The following is a 563-nucleotide window of genomic DNA, read 5'->3' as shown; positions in this document are numbered from 1 at the left end:
GACGCTTCCTATCTCGCCGGCCCAGACGATATCTACGTCTCGCCGAGCCAGATCCGCCGCTTCAACTTGCGCACCGGTGACACCATCGTTGGCAAGATCCGCCCTCCAAAGGAAGGCGAGCGTTATTTCGCGCTGCTCAAGGTTGATACGATCAACTACGATCGTCCCGAGAACGCGAAAAACAAGATTCTCTTCGAGAACCTGACCCCGCTGTTCCCGACCGTGCGCATGAAGATGGAAGCCGGCAACGGTTCCACCGAAGACTTGACCGGTCGTGTCATCGACCTGTGCGCCCCGATCGGCAAAGGCCAGCGCGGTCTGATCGTTGCACCGCCGAAAGCCGGTAAAACGATCATGCTGCAAAACATCGCAGCGAACATCGCACGTAACAATCCTGAAGTTCACCTGATCGTATTGCTGATCGATGAACGTCCGGAAGAAGTAACCGAAATGCAGCGCACCGTGCGTGGCGAAGTGGTTGCCTCGACGTTCGATGAGCCGCCAACCCGCCACGTGCAGGTTGCCGAAATGGTGATCGAGAAGGCCAAGCGCCTGGTCGAACA

The 563-nt window shown here is 57.5% G+C and carries 1 pseudogene; it reads left to right on the top strand.

Annotated features, from left to right (window positions below):
• Positions 1 to 563 (top strand): annotated as a pseudogene (rho, locus tag ACIQY3_RS30875) (transcription termination factor Rho); the annotation flags it as partial.

This window comes from Pseudomonas sp. NPDC096950 (assembly GCF_044762525.1).
Lineage (GTDB): Bacteria > Pseudomonadota > Gammaproteobacteria > Pseudomonadales > Pseudomonadaceae > Aquipseudomonas.
The sequence above is the reverse complement of the archived record's forward strand: the minus strand, read 5'-3'. Positions and strand labels throughout refer to the sequence as shown.